At 53.9% G+C, this 21,569-nt stretch carries 14 protein-coding genes; 4 read left to right on the top strand and 10 right to left on the bottom strand.

Going from position 1 to position 21,569, the window contains the following annotated elements:
• Positions 1-202: 202 nt before the first annotated feature.
• Positions 203-742, top strand: coding sequence for a hypothetical protein (locus tag IEW06_RS03035; RefSeq protein ID WP_187309761.1), 540 nt, complete (start codon positions 203-205; stop codon positions 740-742).
• 207 nt (positions 743-949) lie between these two features.
• Here the strand turns inward: IEW06_RS03035 and IEW06_RS03030 are convergent, their stop codons facing one another.
• The 10 genes from IEW06_RS03030 to tatA all read right to left on the bottom strand — a co-directional run bounded on the left by IEW06_RS03030 (position 950) and on the right by tatA (position 18,148).
• Entirely contained in the window at positions 950-2,164 is a 1,215-nt protein-coding gene (locus IEW06_RS03030) for a M28 family metallopeptidase (protein ID WP_188547406.1), read from the bottom strand.
• Between the two features lie 203 nt (positions 2,165-2,367).
• Entirely contained in the window at positions 2,368-2,775 is a 408-nt protein-coding gene (locus IEW06_RS03025) for a VanZ family protein (protein WP_187733968.1), read from the bottom strand.
• Between the two features lie 18 nt (positions 2,776-2,793).
• A complete protein-coding gene (gcvH, locus tag IEW06_RS03020) occupies positions 2,794-3,174 on the bottom strand; it encodes a glycine cleavage system protein GcvH (protein WP_187733969.1) in 381 nt (126 codons plus the stop codon).
• A 145-nt stretch (positions 3,175-3,319) separates the two neighbouring features.
• Positions 3,320-10,699, bottom strand: coding sequence for a T9SS outer membrane translocon Sov/SprA (gene sov, locus IEW06_RS03015; protein WP_188547405.1), 7,380 nt, complete (start codon positions 10,697-10,699; stop codon positions 3,320-3,322).
• A 95-nt stretch (positions 10,700-10,794) separates the two neighbouring features.
• Complete coding sequence (ruvA, locus tag IEW06_RS03010; protein WP_133271558.1) at positions 10,795-11,400, bottom strand: Holliday junction branch migration protein RuvA; 606 nt, start codon at positions 11,398-11,400, stop codon at positions 10,795-10,797.
• Positions 11,401-11,564: 164 nt separating this feature from the next.
• Entirely contained in the window at positions 11,565-13,835 is a 2,271-nt protein-coding gene (locus IEW06_RS03005; RefSeq protein WP_187733971.1) for an NADP-dependent malic enzyme, read from the bottom strand.
• 167 nt (positions 13,836-14,002) lie between these two features.
• Complete coding sequence (locus IEW06_RS03000) at positions 14,003-16,051, bottom strand: LysM peptidoglycan-binding domain-containing protein (RefSeq protein ID WP_187733972.1); 2,049 nt, start codon at positions 16,049-16,051, stop codon at positions 14,003-14,005.
• Positions 16,051-17,490, bottom strand: coding sequence for an Asp-tRNA(Asn)/Glu-tRNA(Gln) amidotransferase subunit GatA (gatA, locus tag IEW06_RS02995; RefSeq protein ID WP_187733973.1), 1,440 nt, complete (start codon positions 17,488-17,490; stop codon positions 16,051-16,053). The genes IEW06_RS03000 and gatA overlap by 1 nt, the downstream gene beginning before the upstream one ends.
• Before the next feature lie 13 nt (positions 17,491-17,503).
• On the bottom strand, positions 17,504-17,917 hold the full coding sequence (locus IEW06_RS20905; RefSeq protein ID WP_308421982.1) for a Sec-independent protein translocase subunit TatA/TatB: 414 nt from the start codon (positions 17,915-17,917) through the stop codon (positions 17,504-17,506).
• A 9-nt stretch (positions 17,918-17,926) separates the two neighbouring features.
• Positions 17,927-18,148, bottom strand: a complete 222-nt coding sequence (tatA, locus tag IEW06_RS02985) for a twin-arginine translocase TatA/TatE family subunit (RefSeq protein ID WP_187309769.1) — start codon at positions 18,146-18,148, stop codon at positions 17,927-17,929.
• A gap of 342 nt (positions 18,149-18,490) precedes the next feature.
• On the opposite strand from tatA, the gene IEW06_RS02980 reads away from it, so the two are divergent.
• From IEW06_RS02980 to IEW06_RS02970, 3 genes are all read left to right on the top strand, one after another.
• On the top strand, positions 18,491-19,459 hold the full coding sequence (locus tag IEW06_RS02980) for a GAF domain-containing DNA-binding protein (RefSeq protein WP_188547403.1): 969 nt from the start codon (positions 18,491-18,493) through the stop codon (positions 19,457-19,459).
• A gap of 450 nt (positions 19,460-19,909) precedes the next feature.
• A complete protein-coding gene (locus tag IEW06_RS02975; protein ID WP_188547401.1) occupies positions 19,910-20,845 on the top strand; it encodes a S66 peptidase family protein in 936 nt (311 codons plus the stop codon).
• Between the two features lie 81 nt (positions 20,846-20,926).
• On the top strand, positions 20,927-21,523 hold the full coding sequence (locus IEW06_RS02970) for a GrpB family protein (RefSeq protein ID WP_187733976.1): 597 nt from the start codon (positions 20,927-20,929) through the stop codon (positions 21,521-21,523).
• The last annotated feature ends 46 nt before the right edge of the window (positions 21,524-21,569 follow it).

Here is a 21,569-nt window from a genome sequence, read left to right as displayed (position 1 = left end):
AAGACCAAATCGCTGTTTTTAGGCTGTTTTGAAAGATTTGATGCTTAAATAAGTTATAATTAGCAGTCTTGAATAATTATTTTTCCATGATAAGCTTGCGTCTTCATAAATGGTTCGTAAATTGTGTTATCCAAACAGAGCTACTTCTGCTTTCATGGATAAATGCTCTATTTTGAGTTTCACATTTTTTCGGTTCAAGGCTATGAGAAAAGTCTTACTATTACCTGTTCTGTGCCTCTTCCTTCTTCTGACGGCAGCCCGGCCAGCCGCTGAAGTTGAGCTAATCAAGAAGCGTGTATTAAGCGAGCGAGTTGAGATCCTGATTCCGAAAGGATTTGAGGTGATGAGCGAGCAGCAGATGGAGTTCAACTACGCAAAGTCGCAGAGTCGGCCGAGCATGATCTTCACTAACAGCAAGGAAGCTAGCTTAGCCTTTAACTACACCGACAATGCTGCCGATCAGGATATGATCGACATGTACGCAGCTACGTTCTATAAAACCTATACAAAGCAGTTTAAAGACGCTAAGTGGTTTGAGAACGGTGTAAAGGAAATCAACGGCCGCAAGGTGGGCTACATGGAGCTGATGAAGCCCGAGCTAGGTCACGAGGTGTACACGCTGATTTTCTTCACCGATGTTGAAGACAAGCTGCTCATGTGCACTTTCACCTGCGCCGACCGTCAGAAGCCAGAGTGGGAAGCTGTAGCCAAGCAGATCATGGCTTCCGTAAAAACGAATTAGTACGCCTTTTCGGCTTACTTGTAAAAAGCGCTTCGGCCCGGCTGAATTCACATTATGTGAGTTCAGCCGGGCCGAAGCGCTTTTTACTTTAACAGCTGTTGGCCCGAACAGGCCCTTCTTTCTATTCAACCAGCCTATAGTGTATTAGCTAGGCAGTGTGATGCCATGCTATTGTGGCTCTCATTTACTTATCGCGGAACTTTGCAGCTATTTCGCGGGCGCGGCTCCCAAGCTATTTAAGAATGCGCTTACCAAACCAAAAACGCCAGTAAAAGCTGTAAGCGGGAGCGTTTCAGCACGGTCCTGTACATCATGGTAAGCTTTGATGCCACCGCGTGTGTACAGAAAGAAGGCCGGTACCCCACGCTCTGAAAAAGGAAAATGGTCGGAGTTAGCCGCGCGTCCCCGGGCTGCGATGTCAGAAACGAAGTGCTGCTTTTCGTTGAGGCTAGTTAGCAATTGATACGCGCTGGGCAGCAGACGGCCGTTCACTACTGTCAGGCCTTCATCACCGGTGCCCAGTAAGTCGAGGTTAACCAGAAACTTTATCTGCGTAAGTGGCACCAAAGGATGGTCTACGAAGTAGCGGGAACCTATTAGTCCGGCTTCCTCCGCCCCAAACGCAATAAATACGACGGAGTATGCGGGCCGATTGGCTGGCTGCGTGTAATAAGCAGCTAGCTCCAGCAGCATAGCGGTGCCGCTAGCATTGTCATTGGCACCCGGAAAGTAGGCCTGCTTGCCCATGCGCCCCAAGTGGTCGTAGTGAGCCGTAACGATGAGAAATGAGTCGGGCTGAGTACGGCCCGGCACATAGCCAACCACGTTTTGGCTGCGGTAGTCGCGCTGGAGGCGCGCCTCTACCTGAATTGTAGCCTGGGGGGCTTTTTCAGGCCAACGGTCAGCCAGAACGAGCAGGCGAGGCTGTGGTTCCTGCGAAGCAGCCAAGGAAGCTGTTAGCTTGGAAACCAGTGTCAGGCGGGCAGCGGCCTGGTTAAGATGTTGGGTGAAGGCGTCGGGGAGAGTGAGCAGGCGGTCCGCATCGCGCTGGCGCAGGACCACAATTTTGCCCCCCAGCCTCTGCTCCAGCCAGCGTTGCCCGGCAGTTTCATTGGTGAAGATGAGCGTATCTAAAACCAGAATGGACCCCGAGACGCGGCCTCCGCCAGAAGCGGGCTCGGCAATAAAATCGACACCGGGCCGTAGACTTTGCCCCCCAGCCTGAAGCCGTAAGTTTCCGGGAAAGGTATTAATGTCGAGGGGAAAGGGCTGGGTAAAGTCAGGCGCTAATGGCTGAAGTTTGAGCTGCCGGAAGCGCTGGCGCAAGTAGTGGGCCGCTTTCTGGTCGCCTTGCCGCACGTAGCCGCGCCCATGCATAGCGGGCGCTGTGAGGTTGCGGATATTCTGGCGAACACGCTCCATATCCTGCGCAGATACTGGAACTGATAAGCTCAACCATAAAACCCCCAGCAACCCTGTTGGCCGTATCGCCGCTAATAATAGATGAGTGGTCAGTCGCCGAGTAGCCAGCATAAGTAGCGCTTAAAAACTGCTTGGTTACCGCACTAGGTCCTTTACCTTTTTGGCGTTGGTTGTTGACTAGAAAAAGGACGAATGGCGGGTTTCTATTTGATCCACCGACTAGCAATCTGCGCAAAAAAGCCCCCCAGCAGAGCCCCAATGCCGTCACTGAGCAAATCCGACCACTCACCGTGACGACCAAGGTTCATACTACTTTGTAGAACTTCAATCAACCCACCAAACAGAGTGCTCCCAATAATAACGAAGGGCACAGCCATAGCGCGCAGCCCTGGAAAGCGGCTTTGACGACGTATCGAGAAAAAGCTGAGCACTGCCAACACCGCAAATACGAAAGCATGCGCGGCCGTATCGAAGGAGAGCAGCTCCCAACGCGGCGTGACCGGCATATCCTTGCTCGGCGTGAGGGTCAGGAGCAAAATGAACGCCGCCCACGTCCCCGGTAGGGCCACATAGGCCCGGCGCGGAGAAGCAGGCGGCGCTGAAGGAGACACTGCCAATGCAAGAGTAAATTAAGCGCCTACAAGCTCGCCGTACGCTTCAGCTGTCAGCAGCGCTTCTACTTCGGCGGGGTTGGCAACGGATATTTTAATAATCCAGCCGTCGCCGTAAGGGTCAGAGTTTACGGTTTCGGGGCTGCCGTCGAGCTGGCTGTTTACTTCCAGTACGGTACCCGAAATAGGGCTAAATAGGTCGGAAACCGTTTTTACGGCTTCTACTGTTCCAAACACCTCGTTCTGCGCTACCTCTTTGTCGAGGGTGTCAATGTCCACGTACACGATGTCGCCAAGCTCTTTTTGGGCGTGGTCGGTGATGCCGATGTAGGCTACGTCGCCTTCTACACGCACCCACTCGTGCTCTTTGGTGTACTTCAGATTTTCGGGAAGATTCATAGGGGACAAAATTGAAGAGGTAGAGAGAGCAAAAGTAAGAGTTAAATGGGCAAATGGCTAACTGGCTAAATAGTGGATTGTTCAATGGGAAAACAGAACAATCAGCCGTTTAACCTTCTAACTATTTAGCCATCTGCCCATTTATTTACTGCCCTAAGCTGTAGCGTAATTGCACACCGCCCTCGGTAGACGACGTTTTGAAGGCATTCTCCACGCGTGGATCTGAGATGTTGCGGGTAAAGAAAAACTGCAGATTCAGGCGCTGATTGAGCACATAGTCAATGGTGGGGCGAAGCTGCACCTGCCGGTTGCCATTCGTAGTTAAGCTAACCGGGCGACCCAGGCTAGGAGTTTGACCAGAACTTGGGTCAACCACATCCAGAATAGTGCGCTGAATGGTGGTGTTTTCGCGGATAGAAAGGTCAAGGCGGGCCGTCAGCTCGTTGTTGAGTACACGCTGATTATTGCCCGATCCGAAAGGCAGCTTAAGCCCATTCGTGACGTAACCGAAACCAATTACCAGCTCCTGCGTGTGCAGTTCCGTGATTTGCGCATTGGTCGTATTCAAACCAATATCACGCTCCGTGCGGTATTCCACCCGGCCCGTTACCTTCTCCAAGGTCTGAAAATCAACGCCAATCAGGGGGCTCAATCGCTCGGCAATAGTTACTTGTCCGATGACGTAATATGGAATGAACTGCTCCAGCCTGTTGATTTCCGTTGATAAATCTTCTGGCTCAAGTTTGTTCTGATATTGGCTGGCTGTGCCGTAACTACCTACACTATAAATGGAGCTGTAAGCGTGGCGCAGGGTAACAGAGCGGAAATAGCGCTTCACGAAAGGCAGCTCAGCTAGCCCATTGTAGTCGATACGCCAGTTGGGAATCGGTATTTTGAGGAAAGGAGTAAACTTTCCATCATTCGTGTTGCTCGATGACTTGCCCCGATATGCATCCAGGAAAGCGGGCAAAAGTACGTCTTGCGAATTGTAGCCGTAAGTGCCTCGTGTATTATTGGCCGCCGTTAGCCGCTCCTGAATTGGCCCCCGGTTCTCGACAAAGCGGTTAAATGCTTGTGAAATGGTGCCATTAGCCGTCCGGTCGCCGAAGAAGGTTTGAATCGAAACGATGGACGTGCTGAAAGAGCCCGTGCCCAAGCGCTGACGACGTGCCAGTTCACCCGTGAAGTTGCCGTTGGTATCCTGAAGGGGCAGCAGCGATACTGAGTCTACGGCCAAGCGGTAGAATACATCTTCATTTTGTACTCGCTGCCAACGGGCATCCAGGCGAATGTTGAAGTCGCGGAAAGGCTCCAGCGCAGTCTGTACGGTGATGTTATCGGTTCGTAGCGAACTCAGCGGCGTATTCAACAGGTCGCTACGCTGGGTATACCAGCCACGGCCAGCGGCCCGGTCATACAATGCATCGAGGTCGTACTGACGGCCAAGCAGGAAGGGTACACCAGGCGCATCGAAGTCGCTGTCCAACCCGAAAAACTTGGTGCGGGGCAGATAGCCTGGCAGCAGGGTGCCGTTGCTGAGCGTGTACGTAAAGTTGATGGAGCGAGCCGTCATCAGGGAGCGCAACACAGCCTTCAGGAAGCGCAGCTCAGGTCCCTTGGCCGAATCGGCGGGGGCCGGAACAGCGCCATTGGCCGGCTGTGGGGCATTTTGGGTGGCGGCGCGGGCCGTTGGCGGCGGCGCGTTATTGATAATATTCAGAAAGCGCACCTTGTTATACAGCTTCACCAAATCGATGCGGCCGTTGGCACTAAAGGCACCATTGTTTTGAATGGTATTGCCCAGGTTGAGCGGAATGGTGGTGGTGTCGGCGAAGTTGGACGGGTTGACTGGCGCCCGCAACGCAGTGGAAGCCGCCTGCCACGTGTAGTTAGCTTCGTAGCGCGTGTCGGCGGTTAACCAGTCGGTGAGCGGGAACTTGTCCAGCGGCAGCCGGTAGGTGAGGGCGATAGTCTGGTTGAAGTTTGTGGTGCGGCCTCCTCTCTCAAACAAGTTGCGGCGCAGCAGCTCCCGGTTACGCTCAGCCTCGGGGCTTTCGCCCAGTACACGGCCCGGACCTTCATCAATTACTCCGCGGTTGGTGGCGGTATAGTCCAGAATAAGACTTTTTGTCAAATCCCACTTCAGGTCGTAGATCCGGTTAAAGAAAAAGCTCTTCAGGAATACACCTGGAATTCCGGCGGTAGTCGGTACCTGACCAGGTATCTGTGTGCGTTGGAGGAAGCGCTCATTATATCGTCTGTCCAGATCAGCGCGAAAGGAGAATCGGCTGGGAGTCGGCGTGAAATTCAGTTCCTGGAAAATCTTCAGATACGGTGAGTCCAGCGCCTTTACATTGGCCAGCGGCGTGTAGCTACGGGGCGTGGTCTGGTAGATGTAAGCCAGCGCCCCGTTGTAGGTGCGCGTAAAGTCGCGGTCCGTTACGATGTCGGTGTGCCGACGCTCCGTGAGCGAATAGCTCAAAGCCAGGTTCTCTATATCGTAGGGGCGCACCTTGCGCTCCGTGTTGGTGCGCTCTTTCCGCACATTTAATATACTGATGCTTTTACTGCTGGTCTGGTCGATTACCTCTCTGCGGTAGTCAGAGCGCGCCGACTCGCTATCAAACTTTTGCAACGACTGCGTGAGCTCCGTGTCCGGGTCGAGTGGGTCGTATTTTGGTACGCGGCTTTCCGTGCCGGCCTGAAGCAGCACAGGCACGCGCAGGGCCAGCTTTTCGGGGAAGAACTTCTCGGCCGCTATGGTCGCGTTCAAGTCGCCGCGGCTGACGTTGTCCAGTGAGCGTTGGCTGGGCCGATCCTGCAAGCCACCAAAGCCCACCGATGTAAAGCTGCCCGTAGCCGTGATATTGGCCAGATCGGCCAGCTTGGTATTGAAGCGGGCTGTAGCGGCGTAACCCGATTCACGGTCGAAGTCAAACACCCGGAACTCATCAGCCCATAAACAGATCGACTTGGGCGCATTGTCGTCGGTGGGATTAAGAATACCAATCATTGCCCCCTGCACCGCACTGAAATCGGGGTTGCCCACAATGGTAATTTGAGCCTCTACCCCGTTCTGACCAATTACAGTCTTCACAAACGGCACGTTGAACGCCACGCCGGCTGCATTACGCTCCGCTTTGGCATCAACGAACTGCTGTAAAGAAATCTGAACCTCATTTTCCAAAGGCCAGATATCGCGCTGACCCGTGAGGCCGGGGCGGGTTAATTTGAGGGGAACAGAGTATTCGTAGTAGTTCTGGGTATAGTCGGTGCCGATGCGGATAAAGCCGCGTACCTGACCATCCTGAATGCTTTGGTCCTGGCTTTCGGCGTGCAAAAACAAGCGCAGCTGCTTGTAGCGTAGCATGTTGATGCTGATATTCTTATACGCTGCCTTGCCGTAGCCATCGCGCAGGCCTTCCACGCACAAGCGCAACGACTGCTCGTTCTGCTGACGATTCACGGTGCTGGAGCCGTATTCGCGGTCACGCTCGATGCCGGGGGGCAAAACGTACGGAATCTGGTCGGCGCCCGCGGCCAAGCCGTTCTCTTCTAGGCTTACCGTGGAAATGTCGAAGGCGTCAGCGTCAGTATCGGTGTTGATGTTTGGGCGGCCGGGCTCAGCAATAGTAGTCAGGAAGCGGCGCCACTGGTTGGCCACAAACTGTAGCTGCACCAGGCGCAGCACCGCGGGCTGCTGCCACTGGGTCATATACATCCGCACGAAGCGGATAGATTTGAACCCGAAAGGCTGCCCGTTCTGAGTGCCACGCACCGCCGAATACTGACGCACCGGTATCCGAAACTGATACCACGATACATCATTGCCGTTTCTCTGTTTGGTGATTTTGTCGATGATGTAGTTCTGACCTACCGCTAACTGCCCCGGCTGGAGCCGAATCCGGTACTCATAGTAGCGCTCCTGGTCTGAAATAGCATTGTCGCGGTTCAGATCTTCCTTGTCAGGGAAAGCGGTCGAACTCTGCTGAGCGTCGCCGTTCGAGTTGCCTTCCATGCCATTGAAGTTCTTGTAGCGACCCAGAATCTTTACGTCGCGGCCCTCCGAGTTGTAATAGCCATCGAGGTGATGGCGAAAGTTGTCGGCAGAGGGGTCAGCAAACTGAGAATATACCCCCTGGAAGAAGGTTTTCTCATCCGTATCATTAAAACCATCCAGACCAATGTCCTGCAACTCGCGCCCGCCGGGAGCCGAGCTAAAGGCATCGGTAATAAATTGCTGACGCGTTACGCGGCCCCAGATGCCCTGCTGCGCATCGGCATTCGTAATGCTGGCGCCATCAGGCAGGCCGTTCTCAAACTCGTGCCGCCCATCCTTGAGCACATCTTCCGACACCGACCCCAGGTTCAGATACAGGTCACCGCCGGTGGTGTTGTTCTGGGGGGCATTTTCGGAGTCGTTAATCTGTCCGTTGGGCCCGGCAATGAAAGGGTCCATCAGCCAGAACTCCAGGTACTCTACGTTGGCGTTGTCGAAGTCCGTATCGAAGGTGATTTCCCGGCTGATGCCGCCATACCGCGCCGCATTGGCCGCTGGTGCCTGGTTGGCAAACTTGCGCTCATCGGTCGTTGATACCTCCGGCGTGTAGTTATACTGCCCCCGCTCGCCCGGATAATACGCCATGTCAAAGCTGAACTCGAAGCTGTTGCCGGTGGCACCTAAGTCGCGGTTAGGGAAAATCTCGCTCCGCTCAATACCACGAGTGTAGTGGTTGCTCAGGCTGGGGTCGTTGCTGGAAATGTTCTGCGGCTTGCTCTGCCCACTCGTATAATAGGTCTGATCAATAGTGTACCAAGCCAGCTTCGCCCGCCGGTATGCCGACGACAATCCATCCGGATTTGCCCCCTGCAAAGGCAGTGGAGTAGCAGCCAGGCGCCAGGCAATGTTTCCGTTCAGGCCACCTAGTGAATAAGGAGTGCGGGCCGTTTCGAAGTCGTCGATGTAGGAGACGCCGTTTTCGCCGCGGCCCAGCTGCGAGCGGCCCGGTACCAGTCGTGCAAACTCCCCGCTGAACGCTACTGAGGAGGGCTCCTTCGTGGCAATCAGTGGCAGCATATCCAGGTACTTGGTCAGCACCCGCGAGTCGCGGCGCATGTTCACGTCGAGGCCGTAGATGGTATTGTTGCCCGGCTCGTCGCCGATGCTGACGCGGTTGATACCGGGCGCTTGATTTTCGCGCAGGTGCAGCACCGTGGCACCAAAGTTTATGTCCTGGTTCAGGCGATAATCGAAGCGGGCACCCACCAACCGACGCGGCTGAATCTGCACGACGGCGTCTTTCTCAAATTCTACCCGCAGCTCGTTGGCGGAGTTCAGGTAGCTAGGATTGAGAATCTTGACCTTCGCCTGATCGTAGAAAACCTGGTAGTCACGGCCTTCTTCCAGCAAAGTGCTGCCCGAGCGCACCCGCACCGAGCCCGGTGCCACCCGAATACCGGGCAAGGCAATTTCGTCGGTAGCCGTGGCTTGGAAACGCCCTTTGAGAAAGAACTTATCCTTTACCTGCACCTGCTGGGCATCGCTTTGCACCTGCGTATACAACTCATTGTACACGTATTTCTCAATCAGGGCAGTCTCAGTAGGAGTGAACTGGGCTTGTAAATAACTACCAAAGGGCTCTACTACTGGAAAGATAATCTTGCCTTGTTCCGGGTCGATGGTAATGCCGGAAATGAAGTCGAAGTTGCCGTCGGGATTCTGGTCGTTGTTGGGGTTGACGTTATCCAAGTTCAGCACCTCAATTAGGGGGCGATTGGCAATCCGTTCACCTTCCTTCAGTGAAATCAAATCGACACCCGTTTGGTCATCTTTATAAATTACCTGAAGCTGAAAGTTGTCGCGGTTGAGCTGGCTGGCATTGAGAGGATAGACGTTTTTCATCATCAAGTCCCAAGTAGGCAGGTTGCCGCTGGCCAGGTTTGGATTGCTAGGATTCGCGGCCGGATTAGCTAAACCCACCCCGGGGTTGGTGGCCTTCAGCATCTTCAAGAATATCACCTCATCCTGCCGAACGTTGGCATAATCCTCAACCAACTCACCTACTTTGTATACCTCGCCGTTATAAAGGTACTCGTATGACACGCCCAACACCTGCTCCGGCAGCAGCGCGGTATTTAGGCTTAAATAACCAAGCTGGGCATTAAACGTGTACTCGCGTGGGTCCAGTTTACGGGCCCTAACACGCTCGAAATCAACTGTTTTTTCCAGATTCAGGCCGGCCAGGAAGTTATCTACGGTTAGCTCGCCGCGGACTTGGGCTCCGCCATTCGCTAGCGCGTTGAATTCACTGTTAGCGTTGTTGGTGGCTACTACACGCGGGCTAGGGTTCTGAAACTGCTGTCGATACACGCGCGTCGGCTCAGCCAAGTCCATCAGTGTCACCACGTTGCGTAGGTTATCCGTGGTGCGGTTGTCATTGGTCACGTACACCTCCAGGCGCCGGATCTCAATACCCGACTGTACCGTAGGCAGGTTGCGCAGCGCCGCATCGTAGCGCTCGCGGAAAAAGTGCGACAGGAAAAAGTGCCGGTCGCGTTCGTATTGGCTGGCCTTTAATTCAAATAAGCGGCTCTGTGCGCCATTCTGCACCCGCACCTCATCAGCGGTGCCGCGCAACGTACTGGCAACCGCCGTGATACCCAGCTTGCCAAACTGCAGCTGGGTCTTAATACCAAACAAATTTTGCCCCCCCTGCACTAGGGAGTTGTTCAACGGCAAGCTCACGTTGCCCAGCTCCACCTTGCGGATAATATCGGTTTCGTAGCCCGTATAATCGAGCTTCATGTTGTTCTCGAAATCAAAGGCCGCTTTGGTGTCGTAGTTAAACGTGAGGCGCAGCTTTTCCCCGATCTGACCTGTCACATTTAGGTTCAGGTTCTGATCGTACTCGAAGTCGCCCACGCGCTGCTGCCGCAGGGTAAGGGCGGGATTACGGTTGCGGTTGAAGCGCGCGCCTGCTCGCAGCGTCACGGCACCCTGGGGCTTGATATCCACGTAGCTGCCGCCAAAAATGCGGTCCGCAATAGGACCTAAGTAAATGCGCGGAATGAGGCGACGCGAGCCCGTTACACTTTCCCCATCCAAGCCGGCCGAGCGCGTGCGAAAATAGTCGCGCACCACGCGCTGCTGCTGATAGCGCGAGTATTCCTCAAAGCTGACGCGCGTCGGGTCGCGAAAATCAATGTCCGACCCGACGCTCTCCCGGATATCATAATTTTGGAGACTGTCATCGGGCGTCACCTCCACATTCACGTTTGAAGGCAAGTCCAGCAGCAGCGGCGACCGGCGGCGCTGGGGCGAAAGCGGGGAGCCAATACGGTCCTGGGGGGCAATTTTGGGCCGCCGGCTGGAGCGGTAAATGCTCGTATCGGGCAGTACGGTGCGCGGCGTATCGGGTACTATGGATATGTCTGGCCGGCTAGCCGCCGGCAGCCAGCTCCAAAGCTGGCGCAGGGCAAACGGGTGGGCTTCGGTAGGTTCAGCCTGCGATAACCAAGTCAGCAATGACGCGACAACGACTATAGAGGCGGCGAGAGACTTCTTACCGTGGGTCAAGGGAGACTAAAAAAGACGGGCAGGCGAGCAGCCGGAGAGTAAACCTAATTCGACTTCAAGGCAAATTTAATCAATTCCTCCACGCTCAGATCATTACCGTGACGGTGCTGAATGGTCTCCAGCGTTTTTTCCGCCGCCGACCGGGCAAATCCCAACGTGACTAGAGCGGCTAACGCTTCGCTGCGGTTGGTATTGTGCGCCCGCGCCAGTGGCACCGTATCGATGCCGGCTTTGGCCAGTAATTCGTCTTTGCGTAGCTTGTCTTTAAGCTCCAGCACCACCCGCTGAGCCGTTTTTGGGCCTACTCCCTTGATGCTTTGAATGGACCGCACATCTTCCTGAATAATGGCCTGCCGAATGGCACCCACGCCCATGCTCGATACCATCACGATTCCTGTGCCCGGCCCAATACCTGATACCGAAATCAGCAGCATAAACAGCACTTTTTCGTTCGGATCGAGGAAGCCGTAGAGAGCCTGTATATCTTCCTTGATGTGCTGGTAGGTATAGATTTTTGCTTTTTCGCCTTCGGCGGGAAGCTTTGAATAAGTAGCCAATGAAATCCTTACCTCATAGCCCACACCGCTCACATCCATAATGGCTAAAGCAGGGTCTTTGTAGGCAAGGGTACCGTCGAGATAAGCAATCATAAAAGGGGATTGAGTGTAAGATTTGTGTGTTGAAAGATGCTCTAGTTTCAACACACAAATAGTAAGTTAATGTCTCCTCAAAAGCAAAATAATTTAGCCATTAACCAATAATATTAGCAAAAGAATCTGCTTCTAGTTGGCTAAGTTATCTAAATCATGCTGACTTATAACGGCTTATTATAAGTCTGAGCATCAACCACGGCTATAGCCGTCATATTCACAATCTCGCGCACCGAAGCGCCGAGCTGAAGCACATGGACGGGTTTGCGCATTCCCATCAGTACAGGGCCTATTACCTCGGCGCCACCTATTTCCTGTAGCACTTTGTAGGCAATATTGCCCGATACCACATTCGGGAAAATCAGCGTATTAGCCCCATGCTCGGCTAGTTCTGAGAACGGATAATGCTCCCGCAGAAGCTGAGGATTTAAGGCCGTATTGGCCTGCATCTCGCCATCCAGAATCAGATCTGGGTAGCGCTTTTTAGCTAACTCGGTGGCCAAGCGAGCTTTATCGGGCAAAGCGCCGCGGTTTGAGCCAAAGTTGGAGTAGCTAAGCACGGCAATGCGAGGCTCGGTGTCGAAAAAGCGTACTCCACGTGCCGTCAGACCAATGATATCCACCATTTCCTCGGCCGTAGGGTCGATGTTTACGGTAGTATCTGCGAAGAAGAATGGGCCCTTGCGGTGCTGAATAATGTACATGCCTGCCACGCGCTGCACGCCATCTTCCACCCCAATAACCTGTAAGGCCGGCGTAATTGACTGACCATAATCTTTGGTTAGACCAGTGATAAAGGCATCGGCCTGCCCGGTTTCGAGCATCATAGCACCGTAGTAATTGCGCTCGCGTAGCAATCGACGACCTTCGTAGAGGGTGATGCCGCGCCGCTTCCGCTTCTGAAAAAGCAGCTCAGCAAACTCGGCCCGCTGATCGTTTTCTTCCAGAATATCAATAATCTGACAGCCTTCCAGATCGAGGCTGTTGGCGCGGGCTATCTCGTCAATTTTCTTGCGGTTGCCGAGCAGAATGGGGAAAGCAATGCCCTCATCGTGCAGAATCTGAGCGGCTTTGAGCACCTTATAGGTATCGGCTTCCGCAAATACCACGCGCTTCGGATTGGAGCGGGCAGCGCTGGTGATGCGGTTCATCAGCTTCTGATTTACACCCAGTCGAGCCCGCAAATCATCCTCATAGCCCTGCCAATCGGTGATGGACTGGCGCGCTGAGCCGCTTTCCATGGCAGCGCGTGCCACCGCCGGCGAGATGGTCGTAATCAGGCGAGGATCAAGAGGCTTAGGAATTAGGTATGTCCGGCCAAAAGCCAGCGTATTGTCTCCGTAGGCTTTATTCACCATATCTGGCACGGGCTCCTTGGCCAGCTGCGCCAGCGCCTGCACGGCCGCCAGCTTCATGGCTTCATTGATTTCAGTGGCGCGCACGTCCAAAGCTCCCCGGAAGATGTAGGGAAAGCCAAGCACGTTGTTTACCTGATTCGGATGATCGGAGCGACCAGTAGCCATAATCAGGTCGGGCCGGGTGGCCATGGCTACTTCGTATTCAATCTCCGGGTTTGGGTTAGCTAGGGCAAATACGATAGGATTGTCGGCCATGCGCAGCAGCAGCTCGGGCGGCAGCACATTAGCCGCCGACAAACCCAGAAATACATCGGCTCCTTCCAGCGCTTCGGCAAGCGAAGTGACAGCGCGCTGGGTGGCAAACTGCATCTGCAAGTCGGCCAGATCGGTGCGCTCCGCGTTGATAACGCCTTTGATATCAAATACTACGACGTTCTCGACCTTAAGCCCCAGCGCTAAGTACAAACGCAGACACGAAATAGCCGCTGCCCCAGCGCCACTGACGACCAGCTTAATCTCGTCAATCTTTTTGTCTACAACTTCCAGCGCGTTCAGCAGCGCCGCCGACGAAATAATGGCTGTGCCGTGCTGATCGTCGTGCATGAGCGGGATGTTCATTTTCTCCCGCAGTTCCGTCTCAATCCGGAAGCACTCCGGCGCCTTAATATCCTCCAGATTGATGCCGCCAAACGTGGGCTCCAAGGACTTTACGATGCGAATAAACTCATCCGGATCAGTGGCGTCAATCTCAATATCGAAGCAGTCTATGCCCGCGAATTTCTTGAACAGTACGCCTTTGCCTTCCATCACGGGCTTGGATGCGTCGGGCCCAATGTTGCCCAAACCAAGCACCGCCGTACCATTTGAAATTACGCCTACCAGGTTGCCTTTGGCCGTGTATTTATAGACCTCCTCTTTGTTGGCGGCAATAGCCAAGCAAGGCTCTGCTACGCCGGGCGAGTAGGCTAATGCCAGATCGAGTTGCGTGCTTAGAGGCTTGGTGGGCACCACTTCAATCTTGCCCGCGGGGGTACGGGAATGGTAGTCGAGGGCTTCCTGTTTGTTGATTTTCAGCATTACTAGAGAGGGTCGGGTGAGAGGTGCCGGGCGAGGCAACGAATAAGCAAGTTGGGGCGAATTTGCCCCGAATCAAAGTTGAGGTAAGACATCTATATTCATAAAAGCCCCCCAGCACAGGGTCTGGGGGGCTTTTTTTGAATAACAGGACTACAATATTAGGGTGCTTACCGAGCTACAATCAACTGTTGGCCGGGCTTCACCGCGTCTGACTTCAGGTTGTTGAGCTTCCGCAACTGGTCCACCGTTACGCCCTCGTAGCGGCGTGAGATGTTGTAGAGCGTATCGCCGGGCTGCACCAGATGTACCTTCTTCATAGCGGCGCTGGTGGATGACACTTTGGGGCTGGGCTTGGTCGACGCTACGCGCGGGGCTGGCTCCTCAGTGGGCTGGGGGGCATTTTGGGCTAGAGATTCCGCGTTGGCGGGCATATAAAAAATCAGCTTCTGACCCGGCGATAAGCCCACTGACTTCAACTGATTCCAAGCCATGAGCTGCGCCACGCTTACCCCTTTAGTGCGAGCCAGCTTCTCCAGAAAGTCACCTTTGCGCACGATGTACTCGGTGGGCAGGCTATCCTGCGCTGTTTCGGTAGTGGCAGCAAACGTAGTACCGGTGGCTACTACGCCCGAATCAACTTTAGCTGTAGCCGCTACCGGCTTCAACGCAACAGCCTTGCTGCTGGGAGCAGCTACATTCTGCTCCGCTATAGCTATAGTAGCTGGATCCTCTTCTTCCTCAACTGCTTCAGCTATTGAAGCTTGAGCAGGCCTCGCTGACACGGTTTTTGCTACTGTGGGGGGCATTTTTACGGCCATCAATGGTAGCTTTTCGGGCACCACCAGCCGGTTAGCAGCCACCATCTTTGTGCTTGGCGCAGCCTTTTCAGTGACTGGCAGCAGAACAACCAGCTGTTGCTTTGGCACTAGCGCCTTGCCACGCTGCAAGCTGTTCCAGCGGGCCAGTTGAGTCGTTGTTACATCATAGCGGGCCGCTATGGCTCGAACCGTCTCGCCGCGCTTCACCGTATGACGCACTTTGCGCTGGCGTGGCTCGGTTGGTGCCGGTTTACTGTTGGCTGCTACAGCCGTAGAGCTGAAGCCAAAGCCCTGGAAATCAGGCAAGCGAGGCGTGAGAGGAGAGGGTGGCGGTACCGATACTTTGCAAAAATCCAGAAACAGGTTTCGGTCCTGAGCAGCTAATTCCTGCCGCACCCGCACGGGCACTTTCAGGGAATAATTGCGAAGCGTTTCGGGAATGTAGGGTTTGCGCAACTCAGGATTGTAGCGCGAAACAGCGGCCGAATCGAGCCCAAACTGAGCCGAAAACTTGCGCAAATCCAACGACCGGCCCGAAATAAGCAGCGTGTCCATCGGCTCCGGATATTGGTACCGTAGCGAATCCGAGTGCAGCCTGTGCTCCCGCGCGTATTGCAGCGAATAGAAAGTAGCCGTGAACGTTGGTACGTAGTTGCGCGTCTCTTTCGGCAGATAAGGGTAAATAGCCCAGAAATCGCGCTTGCCGCCTGACTTGACAATGGCGCGGCGAATGTTGCCGGAGCCGTAGTTATAGGCAGCCAACACCAGTTCCCAATCGCCAAACATGCGGTATAAGTCGCGCAGGTACTTGCAGGCCGCCTCCGTCGATTTCTCGGGGTCCATGCGCTCATCCACATACTCATTGCGCACGAGCCGGAGGTCGCTGGCGGTAGGGCCCATGAACTGCCACAAGCCCAGCGCACCTACCCGCGACTTCGCCTGCGGTAGCAACGCCGATTCCACTACTGCCAGATATTTCAAATCCTGCGGCAGGTTGTACTTAGCCAGATATTTCTCAAACAGCGGGAAATACAGGTTCTGCCGCTCCAGAATGCGCTGCGTATACGTTCGGTTGCGTACGGTAAAGTAGTCCACAAAGCTCATAACGGAGTTGTTGAACGTATGCGGCACGTCGGTTTCCAGACAGGCAATACGATCAGCAACAAGGTCGCGAACGGCGGGGGGCTTTTGCAGCCAGCGAAGCCGGGCTGTATCAATCAATACAGGCTCGATGAACACGAGCGTGTCCGGCAGCAGCTCGATAGACACGCGGGTCGTATCGTAGTTGGCACGCTGAACGTCCGGTTTCGGATTAGCGAGCTTTTGGGCCGCCGCTGGGCGGGCAACAGCAAGGGTCAGCAGAAATAGAACGGCAGTGCGCAACAACGATTTTTTCATCAGGGCAAAACAGGCGTGAGCGATTCCGTTACAGATTTGGCGAAGGCCAGTAGATGTTCCTCGCGGAAAGCTCCGCTCAGAATTTGCAGCCCAATGGGCAACCCCGCCGCGTCGTGTCCGGCTGGTACTGATACGGCCGGCACACCGGCCAGCGAAGCCTGTACCGTGAAAATATCAGCCAGGTACATGGCTAGTGTATCTTGTTCATTTTCCCCAATCCGGAATGCCGTGGTGGGCGTAGTCGGAAGCACCAAGAAATCATACTGGCGCAATAATTCGTCCGTTTTCTCTTTGATCAAACGTCGAACGCGTTGAGCTTTGGTATAATAAGCATCGTAATAATCAGCTGATAATACGAAGGTGCCCAGCAAGATACGGCGTTGTACCTCAGGGCCAAAGCCTTGCGACCTGGTTTTTTTATACAATGACTCCAGATCTGTTGCATCCGAGGCCCGATAACCAAACTTTACCCCATCGTAACGGCTCAGGTTGGAGCTGGCCTCGGCAGTGGTCAGGATGTAGTAGGAGGGAACGATATAGTCGAGATAGGGGAAGTCAACTGCCTCCACCACATGCCCCTGACCACGCAGTACATCAAGAACAGTTTCCGTAGCCGCCTTTATTTCTGGGTTCAGCCCTGGGCTTTCCAGGCAGTCGCGGATGTAGCCAATGCGTACATGAGGAGCAGGAGTTAGTAGCTCACTGTACGCCGGTACCGGCTGCTGGCTAACGGTACTATCAAAGTTGTCGGGGCCCGCCATTACCTCTAGCAGCAAGGCCGCATCATCAACGGAATGCGTTAGCGTACCTATTTGATCAAAAGAAGACGCGTAGGCCACCAATCCATAGCGGGAAATTCGTGAATAAGTAGGTTTAAACCCTACTATCCCGCAGAAAGCGGCCGGCTGACGCACCGACCCACCCGTATCGGAGCCAATGGAAGCCAAGCACAGATCGGCCTGTACGGCAACGGCTGAGCCACCTGAAGAGCCGCCGGGTACCCGGTCCGGGTCGATGGCATTGCGAGCGGGCCCGAAATAAGACGTCTCGTTGGAGGCGCCCATCGCAAACTCATCGCAGTTTTGCCGGCCAATAATGATGGCATCAGCATCAAGCAGGCGCTGCACGGCCGTACCGGTGTAAAGCGACTTGAAGCCGTCGAGAATATGGCTGCTGGACTGTAGCGCGTGGTCTTTGTAAGCCAGCACGTCTTTCAAACCGATAACCATACCCGCCAGCTTCCCGGCGGTACCTGCCGCCAGCTTGACATCTACAGCGTCGGCCTGAGCCAACGCTTCATCAGTGAATACTTCGAGGAAAGCATTCAGATGGCTATGCTTCTGAATGTTATCCAGATAATACTCCACGAGCTGACGACAGGTGGTAGTGCCTGCCGTCAGCTCGTCGCGAACTTCGGTAAGTGAATTAAAACGTCTCAAAGGATACGGGCAATCAATTGGATGACTGGTCGAGGCGGGGCCGCTCGGGAGCAGGCTGGGGGGCAATTTCACCGTCAGCAGGCTGTGCTATGCTCGTTCCGGTAACAGGATGTTCCATCGAGGTCATAGTGGTTACAGCAGGCTGATCAGCAGAAGATGGTTGCTGAGCTGTGTCATAGCTTGGAACGCTGGGAGCAGCATAAGCAGTGGGCTGCTGATACGGCTGGTTTTGCTTTGGCAGACCCGCGTTTTCAATCTCGCTGCGAATTTCGCTGGAGGCATCCTTAAACTCGCGGATACCTTTGCCGAGGCCACGCGCCAGCTCCGGGATTTTATTTGCCCCGAAGAAGATGAGAATAACGACCAGAATCAGCATGATTTCGCCGCCGCCAAGGTCGCCTAAGAACAGGAAAAGAGGAGTGCTCATGGCTACTACTTACAATCGAGTGTTGGTAGGGTCATTCGGATTCACCGGCCGGTCCCGAAACTCAGGCTTATCTTCTTTGGTGGCATCCTTAAACTCGCGGATACCTTTGCCAAGGCCTTTGGCCAGCTCCGGAATCTTGCGGGCCCCGAAGAGTAAAATAATGACGAATAAGATCAGCAGTATCTCGGTTGTACCGAAGTTGCCAATCAGGAAAAGCGAACCAAATGTCATAATGGAGAGGCGCTCAGGCCGTTTGGGAGGAACAAACCAAGTATACGCAAGTCGGTATGCGACAGGATTGGTAAAGGTACCGGTTAATTTTAAAAATTGCTGCGGATAACCACTTTAGCTTGGTAACAGGTGGGGGGCTTTTTCGCCGAACCTAAATCCGTTGCTCGTGTTTTTGCCGTATTAAAAAGTTGCCTGTCGTGAACGTTAAAATGTTTTAACGTGCAAAAGTCTAATTTCATCGGTTTGAATCGCAGTTTCGTAGCGTAAGTATGATTACTTTGTGATGGCTAAATGCGTTTGAAATCAAAGTATTAGTGTTATTTCCCGCCTTTCCCTTTTCCTATGCCTGCCAAGCCAGTTCCGTCCACTAAAGCTTCTTCACTTCCCTTTGCCGCGTTGGGTAAAGAAAGTGAGGCCGTGCGACTGGAAGTACTGCGCAATTATCAGATTCTGGATACGCCCCCTGAACAGGTGTTCGACGATCTGGCGCAATTAGCGGGCTTTATCTGCGGAACGCCTATTTCTCTGGTATCCCTGATAGACGCGGAAAGGCAATGGTTTAAGGCTAAAGTGGGTTGGGATGCCAGCGACAGTACGGATCGGGATGTGGCCTTTTGTCAGCACACGATACTGGGAGAAGATGTGTTCGAAATTGAGGACACCACCAAGGATCCGATGTTTTGCGATAATCCGCTGGTAACGGCTTCGCCAAGTATTCGCTTCTATGCGGGCGCTCCGCTCATAACGCCTGAAGGAGTTCCGCTAGGCACCATTTGCGCCCTCGACACGGTACCTCACCGCCTCACCGATGCCCAGCGAAATGCCCTCCGCATTGTGGCCCGCGAAGTAGTATCGCACCTGGAGCTGCGCCGGGCGCGCCAGCAGCTAGAGCAGGAGCAACGCAAGCTGGACGGCCTCTTGCGCATGGCCAACGACGCGGCGGAGTCCTTATATATGGGCAGCAAGGCCGAGATTTTTATTAAGCAGGAAAACAAGCTCTTGCGGGTAGAAACGGCTGATATACGCTATGTCGAGGCCCTCGGCGACTATGTGAATATCTACGTAGCAAAGGAGCGGTATACTGTGTACAGCACGATGAAGGAGTTGGAGGCGAAGCTACCGGCCCGTGATTTTGTGCGTGTACACCGCAAATACATTGTACGACTCGATTGCATTGTGGCCATTGAAGCTGATTCTGCACTTATTGCTGGCGCCCGCAACTGGCATTCTGATAGTGGAAGCAATACGTTGCCAATTCCCATCGGCAACTCCTACAAGTCAATCTTGATGAGCCGGCTTAATCTGGTTTAGCGTTACGTAAACGCTGTAGGTCGGCTGGTTGCTTAAAAAGTTGTACCTCAAAACGTAATATTCACCGAGTAAATAAGCGAGTTCGGCGAATAGAATTTTTATACAATTGAAAAGAGCTTATCTTTCGGGCTGTTATCGGAGTGTTTAACCTGAATGTTAGCCTTGAAGGTATTTCTTGACTTCTTATTTAGGTGAGGTTTTCTGATAGCTAAGTTTGTTTTCATAGCTCAGAAAGGCACCGTGCACTGCACGGTGTTTTTTTATGCCCGCTGGTTTGCTGGCTTATAAGAAGGCACATCAGAAAAATAGTTGTCCATTGATTTCTTGTTTAAATTCAAAAGACTGGGCTGTGGAGTTTCTGCTGGCTGAGCAGAATTAATACGTCACGCTGATTCTGGTAAACGCTGGATTGTCCGTAGGTTTGCGACCGGTCAAATTTGCCCCCCAGCCATGCCTACTGCCCCTCCTGTCCTGCGTTCCGGCGACCGAGTCGCTATTGTGTGCCCTGCCCGTAAAGTTACCCATCAGGAACTGGAGGCATCTATTGCTATTCTGACTGCCTGGGGCCTGGAAGTAGTATTGGGAGCTACCGTAACCGCCCAGCATCATCAGTTTGCCGGCCCCGACGAGCTGCGCCGCCAGGATATTCAGCAGCAGCTCGACGACCCCAGCATTCGCGCCATCTTGTGCGCCCGTGGCGGCTACGGCACTACGCGCATCATCGACCAACTAGAATTTTCGCGCTTTGCCGATAACCCCAAATGGATTGCGGGCTTCAGCGACATCACTACGCTTAATTGCCACTTGCTGGCGCTGGGCCACGAGAGTATTCACGGCGTAATGCCGCTGCTCTTCAATCAGGAAGGAGGGGAGGAGGCATTGGAAAGCCTGCGGCGCGCTTTATTCGGGGAGCCCATTAGCTATTTTGCCCCCCAGCACGCATTTAACCGCCTGGGTAGCGCTACCGGCGAGCTGATTGGCGGCAATCTGAGCCTACTGCAAACTATTACCGGCACGGCCTCCGACTGCTCGCTGGCTGGTCGTATTTTGTTTATTGAGGACATCGATGAGTATCTGTACAACATCGACCGCATGATGGTACACCTCGACCGTACCGGCAAGCTTGCCAGCCTGGCAGGGTTGCTGGTGGGGCATTTCACCGATTCCAACGATAACCTAATTCCTTTCGGCCAAACACCCTACGAAATCATCCGGACGTATGCCGCCAAGTATGATTTTCCGGTAGCTTATGGCTTTCCGGTGGGTCATGAGCCGCTAAATATGGCCTTGATTTGCGGACGCGCCGCCCACATGGTAGTCGATGAAGCTGGTGTGCACCTAAACTATGTGAGTGTAGCTCAGCACACGGAAGCGGCCCTAGGTTAGGGCCGCCAAGACAAACAATATGGTTTTTGATATTCGCTGAAATGCTTGGCTAAAAGGTAGTGGCTGTCTACAGGAAAACGCATGCATAGTTTGCCAGCTTTTGCTTCCTCGCGGCCGGTAGTACTGCTGCCGTACCAGCCAGCGTGGTCACATGAGTTCGCCGAACTAGCCCAGCGTCTGCGGAAAGTGGCGGGCCCGAGCCTGCTCGAAATCAATCATATCGGCTCCACTGCTGTGCCCAGCCTGTGCGCTAAAGACGTGCTCGATGTACAGATCCAAGTGTCGAGTATAGCGGATGTGGGCAGCCTTACGCAGGAGCTTCGCCGTGCAGGTTTCCAGAAAGGGGAAAGCATAACCTGCGACATCTTTAACGGGCTGCCGCCACAATCACCAGAACTCTACAAATACTACATGCGCGAACCTTCGGGCGAGCGGCGCATGCATCTGCATATTCGGGAGGCTGGCCGGTTTAATGCCCGTTACGCCCTGCTCTTCCGCGACTATCTGCGGGCTCAACCCTTGGCTCGGGAAGAATATGGTGAATTGAAGCTTCGGGCAGCAGCGCTATTCCCGTATAGTATTGAGGGGTATCTGTATTTGAAAGAACCTGTGTTTCACTTGCTTTATTACGCCGCCGAATTGTGGGCTGAGAAGGTTGGGTGGAAGCCAAGCAGCTAACTGGCAAACGTATTCTCACCCAGCTCATTTATTGATTCAAGGTTCC

Origin of the sequence: Hymenobacter qilianensis, assembly GCF_014638675.1 — a bacterium.
Classification (GTDB): domain Bacteria; phylum Bacteroidota; class Bacteroidia; order Cytophagales; family Hymenobacteraceae; genus Hymenobacter; species Hymenobacter qilianensis.
The sequence above is the reverse complement of the archived record's forward strand: the minus strand, read 5'-3'. Positions and strand labels throughout refer to the sequence as shown.

Coding starts and splice junctions, on each gene's coding strand:
- gcvH (WP_187733969.1), bottom strand. CDS start 3,174: ATGAATCTTCCCGAAAATCTGAAGTACACCAAAGAGCACGAGTGGGTG.
- ruvA (WP_133271558.1), bottom strand. CDS start 11,400: ATGATTGCTTATCTCGACGGTACCCTTGCCTACAAAGACCCTGCTTTA.
- IEW06_RS03005 (WP_187733971.1), bottom strand. CDS start 13,835: ATGCTGAAAATCAACAAACAGGAAGCCCTCGACTACCATTCCCGTACC.
- IEW06_RS20905 (WP_308421982.1), bottom strand. CDS start 17,917: ATGAGCACTCCTCTTTTCCTGTTCTTAGGCGACCTTGGCGGCGGCGAA.
- IEW06_RS03030 (WP_188547406.1), bottom strand. CDS start 2,164: ATGGAGCGTGTTCGCCAGAATATCCGCAACCTCACAGCGCCCGCTATG.
- tatA (WP_187309769.1), bottom strand. CDS start 18,148: ATGACATTTGGTTCGCTTTTCCTGATTGGCAACTTCGGTACAACCGAG.
- IEW06_RS03035 (WP_187309761.1), top strand. CDS start 203: ATGAGAAAAGTCTTACTATTACCTGTTCTGTGCCTCTTCCTTCTTCTG.
- IEW06_RS02975 (WP_188547401.1), top strand. CDS start 19,910: ATGCCTACTGCCCCTCCTGTCCTGCGTTCCGGCGACCGAGTCGCTATT.
- IEW06_RS02980 (WP_188547403.1), top strand. CDS start 18,491: ATGCCTGCCAAGCCAGTTCCGTCCACTAAAGCTTCTTCACTTCCCTTT.
- IEW06_RS02970 (WP_187733976.1), top strand. CDS start 20,927: ATGCATAGTTTGCCAGCTTTTGCTTCCTCGCGGCCGGTAGTACTGCTG.
- IEW06_RS03000 (WP_187733972.1), bottom strand. CDS start 16,051: ATGAAAAAATCGTTGTTGCGCACTGCCGTTCTATTTCTGCTGACCCTT.